Origin of the sequence: Lentzea sokolovensis (genome assembly GCF_033949975.1) — a bacterium.
Classification (GTDB): Bacteria; Actinomycetota; Actinomycetes; order Mycobacteriales; family Pseudonocardiaceae; genus Lentzea; species Lentzea sokolovensis.
The window spans coordinates 672,122-685,126 of the sequence record NZ_JAXAVU010000001.1; the positions used below are offsets into that span (position 1 = coordinate 672,122).

General features: G+C 69.4%; 16 protein-coding genes. 5 read left to right on the forward strand and 11 right to left on the reverse strand.

Features of this window, described 5'->3' with window-relative positions; translation table 11 throughout:
- The first annotated feature begins 34 nt into the window (after positions 1-34).
- Complete coding sequence (locus SK854_RS03190; RefSeq protein ID WP_319973413.1) at positions 35-991, forward strand: hypothetical protein; 957 nt, start codon at positions 35-37, stop codon at positions 989-991.
- A gap of 331 nt (positions 992-1,322) precedes the next feature.
- On the opposite strand, the gene SK854_RS03195 is transcribed toward SK854_RS03190, so the two are convergent.
- Entirely contained in the window at positions 1,323-1,904 is a 582-nt protein-coding gene (locus SK854_RS03195; protein WP_319973414.1) for an NUDIX hydrolase, read from the reverse strand.
- Positions 1,905-2,026: 122 nt separating this feature from the next.
- Here SK854_RS03195 and SK854_RS03200 point away from each other — a divergent pair, with 122 nt between their 5' ends.
- The gene (locus tag SK854_RS03200) at positions 2,027-3,133 is read left to right on the forward strand and encodes a helix-turn-helix domain-containing protein (protein ID WP_319973415.1); all 1,107 of its coding nucleotides are present in this window, start codon (positions 2,027-2,029) and stop codon (positions 3,131-3,133) included.
- Between the two features lie 14 nt (positions 3,134-3,147).
- Here the strand turns inward: SK854_RS03200 and SK854_RS03205 are convergent, their stop codons facing one another.
- From SK854_RS03205 to SK854_RS03230, 6 genes are all read right to left on the reverse strand, one after another.
- A complete protein-coding gene (locus tag SK854_RS03205; RefSeq protein ID WP_319973416.1) occupies positions 3,148-3,615 on the reverse strand; it encodes a DUF6346 domain-containing protein in 468 nt (155 codons plus the stop codon).
- Complete coding sequence (locus SK854_RS03210) at positions 3,612-4,664, reverse strand: hypothetical protein (protein WP_319973417.1); 1,053 nt, start codon at positions 4,662-4,664, stop codon at positions 3,612-3,614. The genes SK854_RS03205 and SK854_RS03210 overlap by 4 nt, the downstream gene beginning before the upstream one ends.
- On the reverse strand, positions 4,664-4,960 hold the full coding sequence (locus SK854_RS03215; protein ID WP_319973418.1) for a hypothetical protein: 297 nt from the start codon (positions 4,958-4,960) through the stop codon (positions 4,664-4,666). The genes SK854_RS03210 and SK854_RS03215 overlap by 1 nt, the downstream gene beginning before the upstream one ends.
- Entirely contained in the window at positions 4,957-5,493 is a 537-nt protein-coding gene (locus SK854_RS03220; protein WP_319973419.1) for a YbaB/EbfC family nucleoid-associated protein, read from the reverse strand. The genes SK854_RS03215 and SK854_RS03220 overlap by 4 nt, the downstream gene beginning before the upstream one ends.
- Positions 5,494-5,612: 119 nt before the next feature.
- The gene (locus SK854_RS03225; protein WP_319973420.1) at positions 5,613-6,506 is read right to left on the reverse strand and encodes a ParB/RepB/Spo0J family partition protein; all 894 of its coding nucleotides are present in this window, start codon (positions 6,504-6,506) and stop codon (positions 5,613-5,615) included.
- Between the two features lie 80 nt (positions 6,507-6,586).
- On the reverse strand, positions 6,587-6,979 hold the full coding sequence (locus SK854_RS03230; protein ID WP_319973421.1) for a CoA-binding protein: 393 nt from the start codon (positions 6,977-6,979) through the stop codon (positions 6,587-6,589).
- A gap of 118 nt (positions 6,980-7,097) precedes the next feature.
- Here SK854_RS03230 and SK854_RS03235 point away from each other — a divergent pair, with 118 nt between their 5' ends.
- A complete protein-coding gene (locus SK854_RS03235; RefSeq protein WP_319973422.1) occupies positions 7,098-7,520 on the forward strand; it encodes a YciI family protein in 423 nt (140 codons plus the stop codon).
- A 10-nt stretch (positions 7,521-7,530) separates the two neighbouring features.
- Here the strand turns inward: SK854_RS03235 and SK854_RS03240 are convergent, their stop codons facing one another.
- On the reverse strand, positions 7,531-8,295 hold the full coding sequence (locus tag SK854_RS03240; RefSeq protein WP_319973423.1) for a PucR family transcriptional regulator: 765 nt from the start codon (positions 8,293-8,295) through the stop codon (positions 7,531-7,533).
- A gap of 113 nt (positions 8,296-8,408) precedes the next feature.
- Complete coding sequence (locus tag SK854_RS03245; protein ID WP_319973424.1) at positions 8,409-9,329, reverse strand: PucR family transcriptional regulator; 921 nt, start codon at positions 9,327-9,329, stop codon at positions 8,409-8,411.
- A gap of 107 nt (positions 9,330-9,436) precedes the next feature.
- Between SK854_RS03245 and SK854_RS03250 the strand changes: the two genes are divergently transcribed.
- A complete protein-coding gene (locus tag SK854_RS03250) occupies positions 9,437-10,147 on the forward strand; it encodes a Crp/Fnr family transcriptional regulator (protein WP_319973425.1) in 711 nt (236 codons plus the stop codon).
- Between the two features lie 29 nt (positions 10,148-10,176).
- On the forward strand, positions 10,177-10,581 hold the full coding sequence (locus SK854_RS03255) for a DUF6069 family protein (RefSeq protein ID WP_319973426.1): 405 nt from the start codon (positions 10,177-10,179) through the stop codon (positions 10,579-10,581).
- 49 nt (positions 10,582-10,630) lie between these two features.
- Here the strand turns inward: SK854_RS03255 and SK854_RS03260 are convergent, their stop codons facing one another.
- Both SK854_RS03260 and SK854_RS03265 read right to left on the reverse strand, forming a co-directional pair.
- Positions 10,631-11,632 (reverse strand): beta-ketoacyl-ACP synthase III, encoded by a 1,002-nt coding sequence (locus SK854_RS03260; RefSeq protein ID WP_319973427.1) that lies wholly within the window; start codon positions 11,630-11,632, stop codon positions 10,631-10,633.
- A 13-nt stretch (positions 11,633-11,645) separates the two neighbouring features.
- A complete protein-coding gene (locus SK854_RS03265; protein WP_319973428.1) occupies positions 11,646-13,001 on the reverse strand; it encodes an aldehyde dehydrogenase family protein in 1,356 nt (451 codons plus the stop codon).
- Positions 13,002-13,005: the final 4 nt, after the last annotated feature.

Here is a 13,005-nt window from a genome sequence, read left to right on the forward strand (position 1 = left end):
CATGCCCGGCAAAGCATTTCCGCGCGGAGGACGGATGCCAGTCTCACCTGAGCAGCTGATGGAAGAACTGCGCACCTTGTGCCGTGGGCGCGGTGTGCAGACTCCCGGTATCGACTTGCACGTCGGACCGGCGCTGCGCCAGGTGTGCGGCATCGTCGAGAGGGATGGCGCCGAAGCCGTGCGGACGAAACTGCGCGACTGGGTCCTGAACGCGACGCGCGGTTTCCCGGTCGAGGTCCGCAACGCCGTTCTGGCACCCCTCGGACTGCACGACGAAGCGCAGTTCCGGTTCCTCAACGAACGCATCGAGTGGCTCGCGAAGCAACAGGACCGCGGGGCGCGCACGGTGCGCAGACGGATGGACGCCGGACTGCAGCGCCTGGTGGAGGTGGCGCTGCAGCCGGCTCCTTCGACGACGCACGTGGCGCCGTCGGAACTGTGGCACGTCAAGGAGTTCGACGCGCTGCTGAAGCTGGACGGTCCGACGCCCGCGTGCACGGAACGCCGGACCGTTGTGGCCGACACCGACGGTGTCAACGAGATCGCGTGGTCGATCACGATCCCCTCACCCACGCCCGAAGGTGCTCCAGGCGACCTGGACGTGGAGGTGTTGCACGGGGTCGAGCTCATCGGCCACGAACGTCCGTCCCCGCGACGCTTCCTGATGAAGCTGCGGTTGCCCCGACCCCTCAACGCGGGACAAACGCACCAGTTCGCGCTCGAAGTGCGCGTGCCGCGGGGACAATCGATGCGTCCGACCTACGTGTTCTGGCCGGAGCGGATGTGCGAGTCGTTCCGGTTGCGGGTGCGATTCGACCAGGACGACCTGCCGGAGTCGGTGTGGCGCGTCGAAGAGGCTCTGGCACGCGACACCGACGATCTGACGCCTTGGCCGCAGACGCTGCCGCTGGACGAGATCGGGGAGATCGACGTGCAGTTCCCCCATCCCCGCCAGGGCCGCGGCTACGGCGTGCAGTGGACGCCACGCTAGAAGCCGTGCGGGTTCAGATCGTGTCGATGCAGAAGTGCGGTTCCACGGCTGACACCTCCCTTTGATGGCCAGGGAGAACCGCAGTCCGAAATGAAGTCAGATCACCGTCGCGATGAAGACGCTGCCTGCCATGAATCCAAGAAAAAGACAGATGGCGGCAACCTTCATGACGGTGGCGAGTGAGCAGATCATTCTCATGGAAGAATTCACCTTCTCATTCTGACTGGCTTTCGGGCTGTTGTTCTCGCCGATGCACCAAGAGTGGCTTTTCGCCAGTCGAATGAGAACGGGTTTCCTGTTTCCTGCTGAATGAGGAAACCCTTGGGGAACGCTATTTCTGGGTCGTGCGGCGCAACGCCATCACGAGCAGCGCGTGCGAACTGCCCGCGTGCGGGAGCATGCCCTGCCGGACGAGGTCGAGCGCGTGGCAGAACGGCATCGTCCGCACGCGCAGGTCCGCCTCACCGGGTTCGAGCGCCGCCTCGCCCTGGGTGAGGTCGGTGGCGAGGAAGATGTGGTCGACGTGGTTGCTCAGGCTGTCCGCGCCGTGGATCTGGCCGAGCCGCTCCCACTTCGCCGCGCGCAGCCCGGTCTCCTCCGCGAGCTCACGACGTGCCGCGGCCAGCGGATCAGCGTCCGCGTGGTCGACGGCGCCGCCGGGCAGCCGCCATTCGGTGCCGCCGTGCGTGTAGATCCACTGCCGGGTCAGCACGACCTCGTCGTCGTCCTGGATCGCGAGGATCGTGACCGATCCCGGCGCCACGACGTGCGTGTAGGTGCCATGCCCGCCATCGGGTCTGACGACCCTGTCGGAGCGAACCTCGAACCACTGCGACCGGTGGACCACGTTGGTCGCCAAGCGCTGCCAGACCATCACCACACCAGCCGCCTCGTCGAGCCGCGTCATCACCATGACTCACATGGAACCATCGCCGACCGTTCCAGATAGCCCCAGTTGATCGTCAATCAACGGCCAATAAGTGGACATTCGGCATTCGGGTGTTTGACGGCGTACACACTTCCGGGGGGAGGGGGGTGAAGCCGTTGTCGCCCACGTTCGCCCAGGAGGTTCGCCGCCTGCGCAACGAGCGCGGGCTCTCACTCAGTCAGATGACCGGCCTCGTACCGTACAGCAAGGGACACCTCAGCAAGATCGAGAACGGCCAGGTTCACCCGAACCCCGAAATGGCCAGGCTCTTCGACAACGTCCTTCAGGCTGACGGTCACCTGATCGAACTAGCGGACGCACCGGCCCGTCCGATTCCCAGTGACCACACCACTCTCCTGACGTTCGACTCGATGTTCGACCACCACCGCGCTCTGGGCCACCGCCTGAGCCCCGAGGTGGTGTTGTCCAGTCTCCGCCCCCAGGTGGACGCGCTGAGTTCGATGGCCCGCTCCGCCGACGACCCCGGTCTGGGCCGGGGCCTCTGGCTGCTGGCCGCCCGCTACGCCGAGTACGCGGGCTGGATGGAACAGGAGCGCGGCGACGACGCCTCGGCGGCCGAACTGACCCGGCGCGCCGTCCAGTACGCCGCACGAGGCGGCGATCCGGACCTGGAGGCCTACGCCTACGTCCGCGCCTCGGAGTTCGCCCTGTACCGCGGCGACGCCCACGCCACCGTCAACTTCGCCCGCAAGGCAGGCAAATCCCGCTCGATCGCCGTCAAAGCCGTTGCAGCCCAACGGGAAGCCCAGGGCTACGCCCTGGCCGGCGCCGCCGACCGCTGCCAGGCCGCCCTCGACCGCGCCGCCGAACTCCAGCGAGCCGTGAGTGAATCCCGTTACGGCACAACGAGTCTCGTCGACCAGGTGGCCATCGCCCGCGCCTGGTCGTTCCACGACCTGGGCCGCCACGCCGAGGCCGCCGCGATCCTCGACGACCAGATGCCGCTGATCGCCCCCACCGCCCTGCGCGCCCGCACCCGCTTCGGCCTGCGCAGAGCCCTGGCCCACGCCGAGGCCGGCGACGTCGACCACGCCTGCGACCTGGTCGTCGACCTGCTGGACGACATCCGCCAGGTGCGGTCGGCGACCGTCCACATAGACCTGACGGCGTTCAGCAAGCTGTTGTCCCGCCTGCGTCCCGCGGCGGGGCGTGAGGTGGCGGGAGAGATCGGCGACATCCTGTTCGCCACCTAGACGGCGGCCCGGTTCTACGTCGCCAGAGGCTCCTGCGGCTCGGGCATCTGCCGGAATCTATCCGCGAAGGCTGGAACAGCGATCTTCGCCCACACGTACATGAACAGCATCCCGTAGACGAACGTGCACAACCAGCCGACGAAGACCTGGGGCCGTTCATCCGGCGCGGGCTGCGAACGCCGCACGTTGTGAGCGGCGTACTCCTTGCCGATGTCCGACGGGTCCAGCCAGCCGGTCACGGTCGACGTGTTGATGTCACCGTCCTTGAACCGGCGCTCGATCTTGCAGTCGTAGTAGTAGCCGAAGCCTCGCAGGGCCACGGGCCCCTTGCGCTCGCAGGACTTCGCCACCGCGACCATGTCGGCCTTCGCCAGGTCGCCCGGTTCGGCCTTGTCCCAGAAGAAGTTGAAGATCGTGGCGCCGAGCAGGTAGCCGAGGAACGGAACGAGCAGAAAAGCGAAGATGCGGTGCAGAGCCTTCATGAGTTCTTCTCGTCCTCTTTCTGCTTCTGCTGAAGCTCGCGCCAGTTCAGCCAGCCACCGTTGTCCCAGACCTTCGCGACCTCCTTGCGGAACTCCTCGCCCATGGCGGGACCGATGTCCTTCGGCAAGCCGGTGATGCCGTCGACGACGACCTTCTTGGTGGCCTGACCGGCCTCCGAAGCCATCTCGCCGAAGTTGAACGTCCGCGTCTTGCGGGCGATGTCCGCGGCCTCGGTCGCCCGCAACACGGTCACGAAGTCGTCGCCGCTCTTGGCGAGGTTCTTGCTGGCGTTGGCGAGGATGTCGTCGAGCTTCTTGAACAGGCCGCCCGCCTTGCCGAACGCGCTGGTCAGCTTGCGGCACCACTCGATGCACTTGTTCGCGTACCGAACCGCGGTGGGCACGCATTCGGCGATGGCGCCGGCGACGCCCGCACCGAACGCCGCCATCGCTGGGGCCCAGCGCAGGCAGATGCTGATCAGCTTGCCGATCGCCTCGGAGATCAGGTCGCGCACGATGTCGCGCACGACCTTGAGGATCGTCCGGCAGATCGTGACCAGGATGCCCATGCCGCTGGCGGCGGTGCCGACGGCGCCGTAGGTGTCAGCGCGGTCCTCGCCGAACGCGCGATAGGCGATCGAGTCATCGCCCAGCCACTGTCCGGCGTCCTTGCTGACGGTGCTCTTGAGGTCGGTGGAGATCTCGTCCATGTAGCTGCCGACGGACTGCCACGTCTGCGCCATGCCGTCCAGCGTCTGCTGGTCACCAGTCAGCCAGTCGAGCGGTTCCTTGAGGAAGCTGACGTGCTCGAACAGCCAGCCGATGCCCGCGCTGAACAGGTACGCGAGCGGGTCGGTGGCGAGCTTGGCGAAGTCACCGGCGGCACTCGCCAGGTTCAGCAGGCCCTCTGCCCAGTTGCCGTCGGCGAAGCCCTTCACCGCTTCGGTGGCGTCGTGGAACATCCCCGCGCCCTCGGTGGCCGGGGTCTCGGAGCCCTTGCGGATCAGCGGGTTCGGGGCGGGTGCGGGCCCCACGCTCGACGTGGTCATCAGTCCTCAACCTTGAAGCGGTCGTGCTGCATCTCTTCGTTGTTCATAACGTCCTCGCGCCACGCGAGGACTCGCCTGTGGTGGTCGGTGGCGGCTTGGGCGGCCTCCTTCAGCACGTTCATCGCCATGTGCTGTGCGCCGAAGCAGATGGCCGCGAGCGGGATGCCGAGCAGTCCGAACGCCTCGGAGTTCTCGGCCGAACTGCCCGCGCCGATGGCGGTGTTGATGCGCCCGCCGATCTCGTTGACCCGTCCTGCATGGCTTTCCATCTCGCCGAGGTCGATGCGGTAGGTCATCGGAGGAACCCTCCGTCGCTGAAGTCGTCATCATCCTCGACGGGACGGCGCCGGGGCGGTTGCGGAGGCTGCTGTGGGCGGGCCTGGGGCGGTCCGCCGTCGTCCTCAATGGCACCCAGGCGCTGCTCGGTGGGACCCCATCCGCCACCACCACCGCCTGGCACGTACTGCTCGGCAGGGGGCGGCGGCTGGGCGCTGCGCAACTTGTCCATCATCATGTGCATGGCCTCGGAGTCAGCGCCTATCAATGGCGCCATTGACTCCTGGACCGTGTTGGCGACCTTGCTCTGGGCGGCCTGCAGCGTGCGCAGGATGTCCTGGGCAACAGCGGCACCGTCCTTGCGCTGCAGCGCTTGCCCGAGCTGCAGGCCGACCAGGTTGCCCGCATCGTTCACGGTCACCGTGATCTGCCCGTCCGGGCTGCGTTCGGTGACCTGCATGGCCGCGAGGTTCTCGCGGATGGCGTCGCTCTTGGCCTGAGCCTCGGCGAGCTTGCCCTCGTACTGGCTGAGCAGCTGTTCGGGATCGATCATGCGTCCCCCAGGGTCGCCCTTGACATCACGCCGTCAGACGCTAGCGGAACGGATTGGGCCGTACAGGCTAATCGCCTTGATCGGCTGACCAAGGCGACACGACCGTGTGCGGAAGCGACCTAGACCGCGGCCCGGTCCTCGCGTTCCAGCGCCTCGGCCATCTCCACCCAGGCCTCAGCGACCCCGCGAGCCATGTCCGCCACCAGTTCCCGGCAGTGCGAAGGCACCCCGGACACCACGGTGGCCCACTCCCCGGACGACACCGCGTGCGCCTCCAGCCACCGCAGCACCAGCCGCCCGTGCTCGTTGAACCGCAACGACGGATCGCGGCGCAGAATCGGCAGGGTGGCGTCGGGATCGCGGACGTCGGTCCGCCCGGCCGGCAGCACCGCGTCGGCCCGTTCGGAGGCCCGCATCCGTTCGGGCACGGGATCCAGCCCGGCGCTGAGACGGCGGCGGACGTCCCGGACGGTCCCGGGCGACACTCCGGAGGCACGGGCGATGTCGCGCAACGAGGCGTCGGGGCGTTCGGCCACCATCCGGCCGGCGAGCCTGCGCCCGGCGGCGGAGTTGACCGGCCTGACCTTCCCGTCGCGGCCCACCCGCACCGGGGCCTGCCCGCCGACGGCCCGCCGCAGCACGCCGACGGACTTGGCGGCGAGGCCGGTGGAGGCCGCGATCGCGCGGTCCGACCACTGCGGGTGCGACCGCAGCAGCCGCCGGGCCGCGGCCTCGCGATCGGCGGTCGGCAGCGTCGCCAGGTTCAGCGACACCGACAACCCGAACAGGTCCTCGACGGGTCCGTCGACGTACTCGACCTCGACGGAACGGCAGCCGCGCAGCACCGCGGCCTTCAGACGGTGGATGCCGTCGACGACCCTCATCGTCGGGCGGTGCACCACGATCGGTGGCAACTGGGCGCCGGACGACGCCAGTGAACGAACGAAGTCGTCGCTGCAGCCGCGAAGACGCGGCGATTCGGCGGACCGCAAAGCGGTGATGTCGACGAACATGCGAAATCAAGCCCCCCAGGCTGATTGTCCCCCGGGACCCCCAGGTGCCCGGTGACGACGACGCCAGGTTAGCTAGTCGTTCAACGGGAGCGCCACTCGATCGCGGGACACACGTCCATCACCATGCGCAGACCGGCCTCGCGAGCGCGCGCGTACGCCGCGTCGTCCACCACTCCGAGCTGGAACCACACGGCCTTGGCGCCGATCTCCGCGGCCTCGTCGGCGAACTGCCCGGCGTCCTCCGAGCGGCGGAACACGTCCACGACGTCGACCGCGAACGGGATGTCCGCCAGGGTCGCGTACCCCTGCTCACCGTGCACGGTCTCGGCGGACGGGTGCACCGGCACGATCTTCTTGCCGCGCTGCTGCAGGAACCGGGCGACGCCGTGGGCCGCGCGGGACGGGTTGTCCGAGAGCCCGACGATGGCCCAGACCTGGCAGTTCTCGAGGATCCAGTCGACGTCTTCGCGCATGCCCTCCACACTAACCTTGTGACCCCGGTCACAATTGCCGGAAGCCGGTCGAAACGCCGGGGTCCCCGATCGACGCCTGGGTAGAAACGCACCAGACACCAGGCAGAGGAGACCCGAGATGCGCTTCATGGTCATCGTCAAGTCCACCCCGGAGACCGAGCAGGGCGTGATGCCGACGTCCGACGAGCTCGCCGCCATGGGCAACTACAACGAGGAGCTCGTCAAGGCGGGTGTGATGCTCGCGGGCGACGGCCTCTACTCGAGCGACAAGGGCGCGCGCGTCCGGTTCGACGGCAAGGGCGCGACGACGGTCATCGACGGTCCGTTCACCGAGTCCAAGGAGCTGATCGCGGGCTTCTGGATCTGGGAGCTGCCGAGCCTGCAGGACGCCGTGGAGTGGCTGAAGAAGGCACCGTTCCAGGAGGGCGAGGTCGAGATCCGCCAGGTCCACGGCGACGAGGCGTTCGGTGACGCGCTGACGCCCGAGATCAAGGCGCAGGAGGACCGGATGCGCGAGCAGATCGCCTCCCGGAGTCAGTGAGTGGGCAGAGTCAGTGAGTGCGCGGCAGCGGCACGTCGGGCGTTGAGTGCGCGGTCAGCGCGACGCTCAGGGTCAGCAACGCACGCGGCGAGGTCGGACGGCAGCCCGTCAGCCGTTCGATCAGCCGCAGGCGGTGGTCGAGCGTGCTGCGGTGGATGTCGAGCCGCCGCGCCGCCGCCGTGCGGTTGCCGTCCTCGCCGATGAACGCCCGCAACGCGTCCAGCAGCGGCTGTTGCGCCACCACGGGTTCGATCACGCGGGCCAGCCGTTCGGCGACGTGCGGCTGGCGCAGCACCGCGAAGTCCGCCAGGACGTCGCGCAGCTCGTAGACGCCCGGCGCACGGCAGGAAGCGATCCTCAGGACGTCCTCCGCCGTCGCGCGGGCGGCCGCGAGATCACGCCGGGGAGCCCAGGTGACGCCCATCCACACGTCCAGGCCCAGCTGCTCGTACAGGTCACGGGCCAACGCGAGCTGACCGTCCTGGGCACAGGGCAGCAGCACGTAGCCGCCACGAACGCCGTCGAGCACCAGCGCGTCGGCGTTGTCCCGCAACGATTCCAGCACGCGAGCCGCATCGTCCTCAGTGGACGCGCAGAACGCGATCACCGCGTACGCCAGCGCCAGTCCGTCGAAGGAACCGTTGTCACGGCCGGAGAGCAGGGTTCTGGCGAGCTGACGACGGGTCGCCACGTCCTCGACCGGCGGAAGGCCGAACGGACGGAGGATGTCACGCAGCACGTCTCCCAGCAGTCTGCTGTCCAGCACGGTGGTCACGCGTCGCCTCCTCGAGGGGTCTGCGATGTCGCACCGAACGGTAGGGAACCGCCGACAGTCGGCACAGTCCGCTTGAGGGAGTCTTGACGTTGACCGCGGCGAGCTGAATCCGTTCAGCCCCAGGCGTTCGCGCGGCTCATCCCGATCGCCGTGCCCAGAACCGCGAGGTCACGCGGGTTGACGGGGCTCAGTCCGGTGAGCTCCTCGATCTGCCACAACCGGTAGTCGATGGTGCTGCGGTGGATGAACAGCTTCCTGACAGCTACCGCCCGGTTGCCGTCGGCCTCCAGCAACGCCAGCACGGTCTCCACGAGAACGGGGTTCGCCAGCAGCGGCGCGACGACCCTGTCCAGCTCGTCGCGCACCTCCGGGGTCTGGATCATCGCGCTCTCGAACAGCACGTCGTCGATCCGGTAGACACCCGGCGGCCGGCCGAGCGACGACACGAGCGCGTCGATCTCGTCCACCTCCTTGCGTGCCAGCGGAACGCGAGCGGCGGGCCGTTCCGCGACGCACAGCCACACCTCGCCACCGATGTCGAGGCACACCTCCCGGCACAACGCCAGGGCCGCCGTTTCAGAGACCGGCAACAGCAGGTGACCGGACGACGCCCGCAACACCGTGCCGTGTCTGCGGAAAGCGTTTATCACCCTGTCCACCAGGGCTCCGCGGACCGAGACGACGGTGTAGAACGCGGCCGCGCCATCAGGTGCGCCACCGGCGAGCACCGCGTCCGCCAGCCCGTCGTCGGCGGCGCAGAACGACGACATCAGTTCGGCGGTCAGCGCGGTCCCGGCGGCGGCCAGGGCGCGGGCGTCGCCGCCGTCGTCCAGCATGGCCTCGGTCAGCAACCTGTCGGTGGACCGCAAGGCCACGACCACGTGCGCGACCGGAACCTTCGCCGAACGCAGCCGGGAGCCGACGCGGTGCGCCACGGCCACGGCGGCGTCCTCCCAGCCGTCGGCGTCAGCGGCGGCGGCCCGGTAGACGGCGAGGAACTCCTCGTGCAGCAGGCGACCGACGTCGAAGAGCACTGGTCCCTCCCTCTTTCGCGCCGCTGAAGGATTTCAGCGCGGGCAGTGGGGAAACCCCCAGCGTTCTCCAGCGGTACGCCAGTGCCCGCGACCCTAACGTCGGGTGCATGGCACCTCAGCTGCTCGCCCCGGCGCGGCCGCCGATCCTCACGCCGTCGAACGAGGCCTGGCGCCAGTTCGCGCAGGCCCTCGCCCCCGTCGAGTTCGGCCGCGGTGACGTCCTGCTGCGGCTCGGGGTCCCCGCCGACGACCTGATCGTCCTGCGGTCGGGCAAGGCGAAGACCTGCTGCGCCTCCCCCGACGGCCGCGAGCTGGTGCTGGACTTCCACTGCGCGGGCGATCTCCTGGTGGAACCGACGCTGTTCGACGCGGCGCCGTCGGTGTCGACGACGGTCGCGATCACCGACGTGCGGGCGGGCCGGATCTCGCGGGCGGACCTGACGCAGTGGCTCGCGCTGTGCCCGGAGATCGCCGAACGGCTGCTGGGCCAGATCGCCCGCCGGCAGCGCGAGTCGCACCAGATGCGCATGGACCTGGTGCAGATGGACGCCCCCGCACGGCTCGCGAAAGCGTTGCTGCGCCTGGCCGGACGGTTCGGCACCGACCGCCGCGGCGCGGTGCTGATGATCGAGGACCTCACCCAGGAGGAACTCGGCCAGTACGTCGGATCGCGCCGCGACACCGTCAACAAGACGCTCTCGGACTTCGCCCAGCGCGGCTGGATCTCGATCGAGCGCAAGAGCATCTTCCTCACCGACCCCGCCCAGCTGTCCCGCCGGGTCCGCGTGGGCATGCCCGCTGTGCCTTCGCAGCGCTGACACAACCGCCAACGCAGGGAGATCCTCCAGTGACAACAGAAACCAGGACCAGCACGGGCAAGGTCGTGCTCGGAGTCGTGGCCGCGATCGTGGCGGCCTCGATCGGCAACGCCGTCGTGTCGTACCTGGCGCAGGCGCTGGGCGCCGACCCGAACGCCGTCGAAGGCCTGAAACCCCAGGGCTACGTCGTGCTGACCGCGCTGGGCGTGATCATCGCCGCGATCGCGTGGGCCACGATCCGCAAGCGCGCCAAAGATCCCGCGCGCACGCTCGGCAAGCTGGTCCCGATCGTGGTCGTGGTGTCGTTCCTCGCCGACGTGCCGGTCTTCTTCCTGCCGGGCGCGAGCATCGTCGGCGTGCTCGCACTGATGGTCATGCACGTCGTCGTGGCGGCGGTGTCCGTGCCGATCTTCCGCCGCGTACTTCCCGTCTAGCAGCACCCAGAACGGCCGGGAGGGCATGTCCTCCCGGCCGTTCTCGCCGTCACTCCGAAAGGCTCAGCTCCGGCCACACCAGCGACGTGGCGCCCCACGTGAGACCGCCTCCGAACGCCGTGAGCAGCACCTTCTGCCCCGCCTCCAGCTCCCCCGACCGCACGCCGTGCGCGAGCGCCAGCGGGATCGAGGCGGCGGAGGTGTTGCCGACGTCGGTGATGTTGGAGATGAACTTGTCGCGCGGCACCCCGAGCTCCGCCGACACCGCGTCCAGGATGCGGGTGTTGGCCTGGTGCGCGATCACTCTGTCCACATCGGACGCGACCCAGCCCTGCCGCTTGATCGCGTTGCGCGACGCGGCGGACATGCGCGCGACCGCGTTCGCGAAGACCTCCCGGCCCTCCATCTGGAAGAACTTGTCGCCGTGCGGCACGATGTCGCGCGACGACCGCTGCCGCGAGCCGCCGGCCGGCACCGTGATCAGGTCGGACAGCTCGCCGTCCGAGCCGAGGTCGAACGGCCCGAGCGCGCCCGGCTCGTCCGGGGCTCCCGCCCGCAGCACCACCGCGCCCGCGCCGTCGCCGAAGATGACGGACGTGGTGCGGTCCTGCGGGTTGAGGATCGTGGAGTAGGCGTCGCCGCCGATCATGATGAGGCTGTCCACGATGCCGGCCGTGATCAGCCCGGCTCCGACGCCCAGCCCGTACACGAATCCCGTGCACACGGCCGCGATGTCGAACGCCGGGACGTCGATCAGTCCCAGCCGCGACGCGATCTCCGGAGCCGTCGCGGGACACGGCCGGTCCGGTGTCGTCGTCGCGAGGATCACCGCCCCCGCGCCCGGCACGCCCGCCGACCGCAGTGCCCGCCGCGCCGCCTCGACCGACAGGTCCGAGGTCGCCATGCCGGGTTCGACCACGTGTCTCGTGGCGACCCCGATCCGCGATCTGATCCACTCGTCGGTCGTGTCCAGCTTGGCTGTCAGTTCGTCGTTGGTGACCACCCGCGGCGGGAGCCATGACCCGAGTCCCGCGACCACCGCTGCGCGCATTCTCCGACCTTCCTCACCGTTCGTCAGCCAGGACTTCCGGGAGGAAGCGGCTGGGAAACCCTTGGAACACCACGGGACGCTGGAACCGTTCGACGGCCCGCACGCCCACGGAGGTGTGGAACGGCGACGTGGTCGCGGGCCAGGGACCGCCGTGGTGCATGGCCGGGGTCGTCGCGATGTCGTTGGGCCACTGGTTCCACACGATCCGCCCCGCCCGCCCGGTCAGTTCGCTGACCAGCTCGGGCAGGACGTCGTCGTCCTCGCCGTGCACGGTCGCGGTCAGCTGTCCCGGCAACGTGGCGGCGAGCTCCAGCAGTTCGTGGCTGTCGCGGTAGGTCACCACGACGGACACGGGCCCGAAGCACTCGCTGAGCACCTCGTCGTGGCCGTTCAGGACGTCGGTGGCGGTGGTGCGCAACAGGGTCGGCGCGTGCCCGCCCGCCACGGAGCCCCCCTCGACGAGCACGTCGAGAAACTCCGTCAACGCCTCCACGCCCGTTTCGAACCGCTTCGCCACGAGCTTGTTGAACAGCGGCTCCGCCCGCAACGCGCGCACCTCGGCGGCGACGTCGTCGGCGATTGCCTCTGGTACGACGAGAAGTCCGGGCTTCGTGCAGAGCTGCCCGCTCTGCTGCGCCAATGCCTGGGCGAACCCGCGCGCGATCTCCCGACCACGCTCGCGAGCGGCCTGAGCGGTCACGAACACCGGGTTCACGCTGCCGAACCCGCCGTAGAACGGGATCGGCTCCGGCCGGGTCGCGGCGAGGTGGTGCAGTTCGCGGCCCACGCGGCTGCTGCCGATGAACGCGACGGCCTTGATCCGCGGGTCGAGCACGAGCTGACGGGCGCGGCGCTGCCCGTGCACGAGCGCGAACACGCCCTTGGGCAGCACTGCCTCGACGATCTCGGCCGTGCGGTCGGCGAGATCGGGATAGCTGTGGCTGGCCTTCACCACGACCGGGCACCCGGCGGCCAGCGCCGACGCGGTGTCGCTGCCGGCCACGGAGAACGCGAACGGGTAGGAGGTGGAGCCGAAGACGGCGACCGGTCCGAGCGGCACCAGCATGCGGCGCAGGTCCGGCCTCGGTCCGGCCGGCCACGCCGGGTCCTCGCGGTCGACGACGACTCCGTTGACCGCGCCCGAGCGCAGGTGGGCGGCGAACGAGCGCAGCTGGAAGGTGGTGCGGGCCACCTCCGCGCGCAGGCCCTCGCCGGGGAGCCTGCACTCCCACTCGGCCAGCGCGACCAGGTCGCCGGTCTCGCGGTCGAGCGCCTCGGCGACGGCGTCGAGTGCCGCCGCCCGCTCGTCCGGCCGGGTCGTGCCCCACTCGCGGGCGGCCTCCGCCGCCCGGTCGAGGATCTCCTCCACGACG

What these genes read in the sequence shown, in the direction of transcription:
- SK854_RS03210 (WP_319973417.1), bottom strand. Translation starts at nt 4,664, where the DNA reads ATGACCACGTCGAGCGTGGGGCCCGCACCCGCCCCGAACCCGCTGATC.
- SK854_RS03260 (WP_319973427.1), bottom strand. Translation starts at nt 11,632, where the DNA reads ATGCGCGCAGCGGTGGTCGCGGGACTCGGGTCATGGCTCCCGCCGCGG.
- SK854_RS03195 (WP_319973414.1), bottom strand. Translation starts at nt 1,904, where the DNA reads ATGGTGATGACGCGGCTCGACGAGGCGGCTGGTGTGGTGATGGTCTGG.
- SK854_RS03215 (WP_319973418.1), bottom strand. Translation starts at nt 4,960, where the DNA reads ATGACCTACCGCATCGACCTCGGCGAGATGGAAAGCCATGCAGGACGG.
- SK854_RS03250 (WP_319973425.1), top strand. Translation starts at nt 9,437, where the DNA reads ATGGCACCTCAGCTGCTCGCCCCGGCGCGGCCGCCGATCCTCACGCCG.
- SK854_RS03220 (WP_319973419.1), bottom strand. Translation starts at nt 5,493, where the DNA reads ATGATCGATCCCGAACAGCTGCTCAGCCAGTACGAGGGCAAGCTCGCC.
- SK854_RS03205 (WP_319973416.1), bottom strand. Translation starts at nt 3,615, where the DNA reads ATGAAGGCTCTGCACCGCATCTTCGCTTTTCTGCTCGTTCCGTTCCTC.
- SK854_RS03230 (WP_319973421.1), bottom strand. Translation starts at nt 6,979, where the DNA reads ATGCGCGAAGACGTCGACTGGATCCTCGAGAACTGCCAGGTCTGGGCC.
- SK854_RS03225 (WP_319973420.1), bottom strand. Translation starts at nt 6,506, where the DNA reads ATGTTCGTCGACATCACCGCTTTGCGGTCCGCCGAATCGCCGCGTCTT.
- SK854_RS03235 (WP_319973422.1), top strand. Translation starts at nt 7,098, where the DNA reads ATGCGCTTCATGGTCATCGTCAAGTCCACCCCGGAGACCGAGCAGGGC.
- SK854_RS03190 (WP_319973413.1), top strand. Translation starts at nt 35, where the DNA reads ATGCCAGTCTCACCTGAGCAGCTGATGGAAGAACTGCGCACCTTGTGC.